6 protein-coding genes and 3 pseudogenes are annotated in these 8044 nt (G+C 65.0%); 6 read left to right on the forward strand and 3 right to left on the reverse strand.

Features of this window, described 5'->3' with window-relative positions:
- Nucleotides 1-484, reverse strand: a pseudogene (locus tag B3T59_RS20875) (hypothetical protein); the annotation flags it as partial.
- A gap of 169 nt (nt 485-653) precedes the next feature.
- On the opposite strand from B3T59_RS20875, the pseudogene B3T59_RS20880 reads away from it, so the two are divergent.
- A pseudogene (locus B3T59_RS20880) lies at nt 654-902 on the forward strand (cation:proton antiporter regulatory subunit); the annotation flags it as partial.
- A gap of 143 nt (nt 903-1045) precedes the next feature.
- Nucleotides 1046-1324: a hypothetical protein gene (locus tag B3T59_RS20885; RefSeq protein WP_287005026.1), complete on the forward strand. Its 279-nt coding sequence runs from the start codon at nt 1046-1048 to the stop codon at nt 1322-1324.
- Here the strand turns inward: B3T59_RS20885 and B3T59_RS20890 are convergent.
- Nucleotides 1285-2292 (reverse strand): SMP-30/gluconolactonase/LRE family protein, encoded by a 1008-nt coding sequence (locus tag B3T59_RS20890; RefSeq protein ID WP_376782647.1) that lies wholly within the window; start codon nt 2290-2292, stop codon nt 1285-1287. The two genes, B3T59_RS20885 and B3T59_RS20890, sit on opposite strands and share 40 nt — an antisense overlap.
- Nucleotides 2293-2452: 160 nt before the next feature.
- On the opposite strand from B3T59_RS20890, the gene ilvA reads away from it, so the two are divergent.
- Nucleotides 2453-3856 (forward strand): threonine ammonia-lyase IlvA, encoded by a 1404-nt coding sequence (ilvA, locus tag B3T59_RS20895; RefSeq protein ID WP_082938075.1) that lies wholly within the window; start codon nt 2453-2455, stop codon nt 3854-3856.
- An 18-nt stretch (nt 3857-3874) separates the two neighbouring features.
- Here the strand turns inward: ilvA and treZ are convergent, their stop codons facing one another.
- Nucleotides 3875-5806 (reverse strand): malto-oligosyltrehalose trehalohydrolase, encoded by a 1932-nt coding sequence (gene treZ, locus B3T59_RS20900; RefSeq protein ID WP_287005028.1) that lies wholly within the window; start codon nt 5804-5806, stop codon nt 3875-3877.
- A gap of 216 nt (nt 5807-6022) precedes the next feature.
- Here treZ and B3T59_RS20905 point away from each other — a divergent pair, with 216 nt between their 5' ends.
- The 3 genes and pseudogenes from B3T59_RS20905 to B3T59_RS20915 form a co-directional block, all read left to right on the forward strand.
- On the forward strand, nt 6023-6892 hold the full coding sequence (locus tag B3T59_RS20905) for an MlaE family ABC transporter permease (protein WP_287005029.1): 870 nt from the start codon (nt 6023-6025) through the stop codon (nt 6890-6892).
- 1 nt (nt 6893) lies between these two features.
- Nucleotides 6894-7760 carry an MlaE family ABC transporter permease gene (locus B3T59_RS20910; RefSeq protein WP_049698217.1) on the forward strand — a complete coding sequence of 289 codons (867 nt, stop codon included), beginning with the start codon at nt 6894-6896 and terminating at the stop codon, nt 7758-7760.
- A gap of 10 nt (nt 7761-7770) precedes the next feature.
- Nucleotides 7771-8044 (forward strand): annotated as a pseudogene (locus tag B3T59_RS20915) (mammalian cell entry protein); the annotation flags it as partial.

Consider the following 8044-nt stretch of genomic DNA (forward strand, 5'->3'; position numbering starts at 1 on the left):
GGCCCGAGGGAATCTGCTGCTCCGGATCGGGAACAGGGAACGGAAGCACCCAGTCGGCCTCCGCCGGGCCGGAGTCCCGCTCGTCGGGAGTCACCGGAACCGGGCCGGTGCGCACGATTAGACGCTCGCCCTGCTCCGGGATGACCGACGCCGGCATCTTCCGGACCCGGATGCTGGTCCCTCGCTGGTCCTCGAGCAGTGCTGACATCCCCTGCCCGTAACGCATCGCGAACACGCCAGGCTTCGGCGGAGAATCTGGATTCCTGAAACCCACAGTGCGAAGCAACAGCATCCCGCGCACGTCCGTGCAGTGGATCATTCCGTGTAGGTCCGACACGGTCCCGCCGTGCTCGGTCACCACAGGTTCCCAGAGGTCGGCAACCGCCTGAACGGCGTCGGCCAGGTCGCGCCGCAACACCACGAACTCGCCGTTGAACTGCTCGACCAGCTGGTCGCACTTGGCCTGGAGTTGGCTGAGGTTCATGCATGAAGAATTTCATATCCGTTCCTACATATCAATAGGTTCACCGATGAAAGTTTTCGCATCTGAATACTCGGTTGATACCTAATAGTATACATGTAGATAACAACAAATGCAAAGGTCAAGGGCATATTTATAACTCATCTTGTCTTGCTACTACAGATAAGTGTCCCAGGTGATCTCGACCTTCTCCGTCGGACAGCGTTCGTTCATGGTCGGTGGTTTGTTCATCCGCGCCGGGAGCCCCCTTGACGGCATGACCATGGCCGACCTGCCGACGCGCACACGCATCATCGCCATCGTGCGGGGCACCGACACCATCGTGCATCCCCGCCGCGACGATCGCCTCGCCGCAGACGACACCGCGTACCTCGTCGGTCCCTACCACGAGCTCTTCGACACCCTGCGTGGCGGGCGCTGACGCGAGCTGACCAGCAATTATCGGTCGGTCACTCTGGAAGGTTTCGGCTCACCGAACATTTTCTCGCGGGTGTGTCTATACTCGACGCATAGCCCACCCGAACGGGTAGACGAACAGCCAGCCGAATCGTTGCGAGGTATCCGATGACAGTTCTGCTCGAGTCCAACGGAGCTCACCGCGGTCGCGCAACCGGCCACGGCCACACCGTCGACATCGCCGGAGTGAGCTGGCCCGTCCACAAGCTGTACGCTGCGGTGGCGGCCACCGTGGTCGCGTTGATCGCACTCGTCGTGACCCGGTCGCCCGAGATCGCCGCATGGTCGTCGGCCGCGGCAGGTGTCGCGGTGTGGATCGTCGCCGCCAGCCTCACGCGCGAGTCGGCTCAGCGGCCGGGGAACGCGGCGACCGACCCGGCTGAGTAACCACTCGGGATCTCATAGATCCGACCGTCGAAGCCCGCCCGGTACAGGTGCCCGGCCGAGAAGCCACTCGCGGAACGACCGTACGACACCACGCTCGACAGCGGTAGGCCGCTCGCGAGGACGCAATAGCGTCCCGGTGAGGTGATCCGCACGATCTGACCACTCGCGTTGAACGGAACCACCGGACGGTCGGCGGCGTCGAGTGTCAATCCGTCTGGTGCGGCGAGCGTGTCCGCCCCGCCGAGCGTCAACAGGCTCTGCACGACACGGGGATTGCCGGTGGAGATCCGGCTGACTCCCGGATTGCTGAACGTGCGCGACACGTACAGGAAGCTGTCGTCACGATTGAGAACGGCGCCGTTCGCGCTCGGAATCGAAGCCCAGTTGGCCTGCACCGCCCCGGCGGGCGTGATGCGTCCGACCAAATTGCCGAAGTCGTTGGTGGCGTACACATTTCCACGTGCCGACACGTCCATCCCGTCGGCTGCGGAGAGGCCGCCGACCCATGGGCGCAGGGCCAGGCTGTTGACGTCGAGCCGTGCAATCGCGCCGGGACGGATCGCATCGCCGAGGAACACGCGTGGGTCCGACCCGTAGCCGACGAGGAGCGTGCCGTCCGGGGTCCACGCGAGTGCCCCTGCGCCACCGGAGGGGACCTTGGCTATCGGCACGGCACCCGCGCCGGGCCGATCGAGTCGGAACACCCGACCGCTCACGAGGTCGGTGGTGTAGAGCCGTCCGCGCGAATCGACGGTCAATCCCTCCAACGCTGCTCCGGGAACGGTGCCGACGAGCCGTGCCGGTGCGGCGCCACCCGGACACGGCGCCGCGGCATCCGCGGTACCGGTGCCGGTGACGGCGGTGACGATCACCGTCGCGCAGGCTGCCGCGCAGGCGGTGGCAAGAGCGGTTGTCCGCCGAAGAGTTGCCGTCCGAAGGGATGGTGTCAGAACGCGGTGTCGGAGCATGCCGACCTCCTGCTTGTCGTCCGCCGCGATGCGGTGAGGGTGTCGCCACTGTGCTGGACGACGGCGTGTCGACGACCCGCGGCGAAATGGGTGGACGCCACCGATGCTACGTCGGTCGGGTCGCGCGACGAGGGATTTCGTGAGGTGAGACCATAAGAGGGTGAGTACGCAACACCTCGGAATCGACAATTCGCAGCCCACAGCGTCGGATCAGCAGCTCTCCGCCGACGCGATCGAAGCGGCTGTCGAGCGAATTTCGCCCGCGGTCACTCGTACCCCGCTCGAGGCCGTACCGCGTATTTCGGAGGCGTACGGCGCCCGTATCCACGTGAAGCGCGAAGACCTGCAAACGGTTCGGTCCTACAAGATCCGCGGCGCGTACAACACCATGTCGCTGCTGTCCGAGGACGAGCTCGCGCCGGGCGTCGTCGCGGCGAGTGCGGGCAACCACGCGCAGGGCGTCGCCTACGCCTGCCGCACCATGAAGGTGCCGGGGCGCATCTACGTACCCACCACGACACCCAAGCAGAAACGCGACCGTATCCGTTGGCACGGAGGCGAATTCGTCGAACTCATCGCGGTCGGCGACACCTACGACGCTGCCGCGGCGGCTGCGCAGGACGATGTAATCCGGACCGGTGCTGCGTGGATTCACGCATTCGACGACCCGCGGACCGCAGCCGGCCAGGGCACCAGTGCGGTGGAAATCGTCGAGCAACTCGGCAGGGTTCCCGACGTCGTCGTCCTTCCGGTCGGCGGAGGTGGTTGTCTGGCGGGCATCGCCACCTACCTGCGGTCGAAATCCGACGACGTCGCGATCATCGGCGTCGAACCGCACGGTGCGGCATCGCTGTCGGCCGCGCTGGTGGCGGGAGGGCCGGTCACCCTCGACGCGATCGACCCGTTCGTCGACGGTGCTGCGGTCAAGCGGATCGGCGCACTCGGTCACCGCGTACTCGCCTCGATGGGTGCGACCGTCGCCGACCATCCCGAGGTACGACGGCAGGTCGCGCGGCAGGGCGGAACGTCGCACGTGCCGGTGCTGTCCGTCGACGATCCGCTGGTCGTGACGCCGGGTACCACTCACATCACCCACGTCGACGAGGGCGCGATCTGTTCGGAGATGCTCGACCTGTACCAGAACGAGGGGATCATCGCCGAGCCCGCGGGTGCGCTGGCCGTCACCGGGCTGTCGAGACTGTCACTGCCTGCCGACGCCGACGTCGTCTGCCTGATCTCCGGCGGCAACAACGACGTGTCGCGGTACAACGAGATCATCGAACGGTCCCTCGTCCACAAGGGACTCAAGCACTACTTCCTCGTCGACTTCCCGCAGGAGCCGGGCGCACTGCGGAGGTTCCTCGACGAAGTCCTCGGTCCCGACGACGACATCACGGTGTTCGAATACGTCAAACGCAACAACCGCGAGACGGGTGCGGCGCTCGTCGGCATCGAACTCGGTTCACCAGAGGGGCTCGCCGACCTCATGGAGCGGATGTCGCATTCCCGACTCAACTGTGAGCGGCTCGAACCGGGTTCGTCGGCATACAACTACCTGACCTGAACCGGGGTGACGTGGCCGTCACCGCACTCGGGTGCCGACAACCACGTTGTGGCCGGGGCTGTGCAGACCGTCGTCGGTGATGTCGACCTCGGCCCAGCTCAGCGCCGGTTCGAGCCGGATTGGCACGTCGGTCGGCTCTGCGCCGATCACCGCGACGACGCTCTGGTCGCCACGGTGCATCGCGAACCAGCCGGCCTGCTCGTCGTACTCGACGTCGAGTGAGGCAAATGACGTGTCGGCGAACGCGTTTCGGGTCTTGCGCAGCTCGATGAGTGCTCGATAGAACTCGAGCACCCGCGCGTGGACTCCGGTGCCGGGCTCGCTCCAGTCGAGCTTCGAGTCGGCAAACGTCTGCGGTGATTGCGGATCGGGGATCTCGGCACTATCCCAACCGTGCTCGGCGAATTCGGCCTTGCGTCCCTCGGCGGTTGCGCGGCCGAGCTCGGGCTCAGGATGCGAGGTGAAGAACTGGAACGGAGTACTCGCCGCCCACTCCTCACCCATGAACAGCATGGGGGTGAACGGGGAGAGAAGCACCAGAGCCGCTTTGATGGCGAGTTGGCCGGGATCGAGGTAGGCCGACGGTCGGTCGCCGATGGCGCGGTTGCCGATCTGGTCGTGGTTGCAGGTGTAGGCGAGCAGGGTCGCTGCTGCGATCTCGTCGGTCGGAATCGGCCTGCCGTGGTGTCGACGTCGAAACGACGAATAGGTGCCGTCGTGAAAGAAGCCGCCCCGCAACACCTTTGCCAGCGCGTCGTAGCTGCCGAAGTCGGCGTAGTAGCCTTGCCGCTCCCCGGATATGAGTGTGTGGATCGCGTGGTGGATGTCGTCGTCCCACTGCGCCGTCAGCCCGAAGCCGCCACGATCACGCGGTGTGACCAGACGGGGGTCGTTGAGGTCGCTCTCGGCGATGAGTGAGAGCGGTCTGCCGAGTTCTGCTGCGAGAGAATCTGTTTCGGTGGCAAGCTCCTCGAGGATGTGCACCGCCCGGTGATCGTTGAGGGCGTGGACGGCATCGAGCCTCAGTGCGTCGATGTGGAAGTCGCGTAGCCACCGCAGTGCGTTGGAGACGATGTAGTCACGCACGGTGTCGGAGTCCGGTCCGGCCAGGTTGAGTCCGGCGCCCCACGAGGTGGCGCCGTCGCTGAGGTACGGCCCGTACTCCGGCAGATAATTTCCCGACGGCCCGAGATGGTTGTAGACGACGTCGAGGACGACTCCGATCCCGCGCGCATGGCATGCGTCGACGAACCGCACGAGCGCGTCGGGGCCACCGTAGGACTCCTGGACGGCGAACCAGTCGACGCCGTCGTATCCCCATCCGACGTCGCCGTTGAACGCATTGACCGGCATGAGTTCGACGAAGTCGACGCCGAGGTCGACGAGGTGGTCGAGTTTGTCGATGGCCGAGTCGAGTGTGCCTGCGGGAGTGAACGTCCCGACGTGGAGCTCGTAGATGATCGCGCCGAGAACCGACCGTCCGTGCCACTCGTCGTCGGTCCAGATCGATTCGTCCACGACGTGCAACGCCGACATACCGTGCACGCCGTCGGGCTGGCGGACAGACCTGGGGTCGGGACGCACCGGGGCGTCGGCGCTCGAGTCGTCCGATGTCGCGGCGTCGCGGAAGATTCTGAAGCCGTAGCGGCGCTGCGGCTCCGAACCTGATTGCGACGCCGCACCGGAACCCGCGCCGCCGACAGTGTCGACCCGCCACCAGCCCGGTGCGTCGGTCACGGGCGTCATCGGACTGCCGTCGGCGTCCGGTGTGTCGGTCACGAGAATGACCGAACTCGCGGCCGGGGCCCACACCTCGACATCGTCGATGAGACGGGGTGGGTCGAATCGTCTCTGTGGTGAACTCCTGTGAACGTTTTCCTCCGACCTCGAGGCGCCTGTCGCTATGTTGTCTGCGTCGCGAGGGCTGCGGGGTCCGGGGGTGGTCTCCATGGCCCAACCGTAGATCCGCTAACGCGGGAGCGCCGACTCGCCGCCATGTGACCCATCGCACATGCCGTCGGTCGGGCGATGTATATTACCGCGCAGTTAGTTCGGTAAAGGTAAACAGCTTGTTGGCGCGGTGCCAACAGTGGCATGATCTCCGGCATACGCGACACCGGAGGTGCGCACAGCACGGGCAGGGGTGGTTGTCATCGAGAGTCGGGCATGAGCGAAACCGCGGAGCAGGAGAGTACGGCGCCAGACCGTGGCGTGACCATCAGGTCTCGTCATAATGGCGCTGCCGTGTGGTTTCGCGAGCATGTCGTGGCCTCGTTCGACACGTTCGGGCGGCAACTCGGTCTTTTCGTCGAGGTGTTCCGGACCCTCTTCGTCGACATCGCCAAGGGGCGGTTTCCGTTCGCGGAGTTCATCCGTCAGTGCGCGTTCATGGCCAGCACGTCCGTCTTGCCGACCCTGCTCGTCGCCATTCCAATCGGCGTCATCGTGTCGATCCAGGTGAGCAACATCGCCGGACAGATCGGAGCAACGTCGTTCTCCGGAGCGGCAACCGGTCTGGGCGTGATTCGTCAGGGTGCACCGCTGGTGACGTCGCTATTGCTCGCGGGCGCCGTCGGTTCTGCCATCGCCGCCGACCTCGGCTCGCGGACGATCCGCGACGAGATCGATGCGATGAAGGTGATGGGTGTTAACCCGATCGAACGACTCATCTCGCCGCGACTCCTCGCGACGATGGTCGTGAGTTTCCTGCTGTGCGGCTTCGTGTGCTTCGTCGGCTTCATCACCGGCTACGTGTTCAACGTGTACTTCCAGGGCGGAACACCCGGCAGCTACACCGGAACCTTCGCATCGTTCGCCTCAGTCTCCGACCTCTCGTTCGCGCTCATCAAGTCGGTCATCTTCGGGGCGATCGTGGCAATCGTCGCGTGCGACCGCGGGTTGTCGACCAAGGGTGGGCCTGCGGGAGTGGCGAATTCGGTCAACGCCGCAGTCGTCAATTCGGTCCTCCTCTTGTTCACGGTGAACGTCATTCTCACGCAGATGTTCGCTCTCCTCGTCCCGACAAAGGTGGTGTGAGGTGACTGCATCACGGTATGTGGCACCGGTTCTGCGTCCGCTCAACGCGGGCAAGGTGGTCGTCACCGCACCTCGCGACGCGCTCGCACGGATGGGGCATCTCGTCACGTTCCTCGTGCGGTCGATCGGTGCGGTGCCGCTGACCTTCGTCCACTACCGCAAAGAAGTGTGGCGTCTGCTCTCCGACGTCGCATGGGGCAATGGGGCGATCGTCGTCGGCGGTGGAACCGTCGGGGTGATGCTCATCCTCGGTGTCATGGGTGGCGCGACGGTCGGTATCGAGGGCTACACCGCGCTGAATCTGCTCGGCATGGCACCGGTGACCGGCGGACTCTCGGCCTTCGCGACGACCCGCGAGATAGGACCACTACTCGCCGCTACGGCGTTCACCGCGCAGTCGGGATGTCGGTTCACCGCACAGCTTGGGTCGATGCGGATCAGTGAGGAGATCGACGCCCTCGAGTCGATCGCGATCCGGCCGATGCCGTATCTCGTGACCACGCGCATGCTCGCGGCCGTGATCGCTATCGTGCCGCTCTACTCGGTGTCGTTGGCCGCGAACTACATTGCGTGCCAGGTCATGTTCCAGCTTCAGAGCGGCAAGGGGGCAGGTGACTACCTCTCGTACTTCGACTCGTTCATCCGCTCGCAGGACGTGTTCTTCTCGTTCGTCAAGGTGATCATCTTCGTGCTGCTGACCACCTTCATCCAGTGCTACTACGGGTACTTCGCGTCGGGCGGACCCGAGGGAGTCGGCGTTGCGGCGGGCCACGCGATCCGTCTCGCGATCATCGTCATCGTCTTCGCGAACCTCATCATGACGCTCGTCTTCTGGGGCATGTCGTCGGGCGTTCGGATATCGGGATGAGGGGAGACCGATGAACGTCGCCACCGACGGACGCAACCCGTCGCTACGCCAGTACATCCTGCGCGGACTGATCTTCGTGGTCGTGCTCGCCATCATGTTCGTCGTTCTGTTCATGCGGTATCAGGGTGCGTTCGATTCGGTCGTCGGGGTGCACGCCGAGATGGAGGACACCGGCGACGGACTCGTCGACAGTGCGGACGTTCGGTACAACGGCCTGATCGTCGGCGAGGTCAAGACCATGCAGCTCTCCACCGAGACGGGGGCGGGCGGCAAACAGATCAAGG

The sequence above is a fragment of the Gordonia sp. UBA7860 genome (genome assembly GCF_002500165.1).
GTDB classification, from domain to species: Bacteria; Actinomycetota; Actinomycetes; order Mycobacteriales; family Mycobacteriaceae; genus Gordonia; species Gordonia sputi.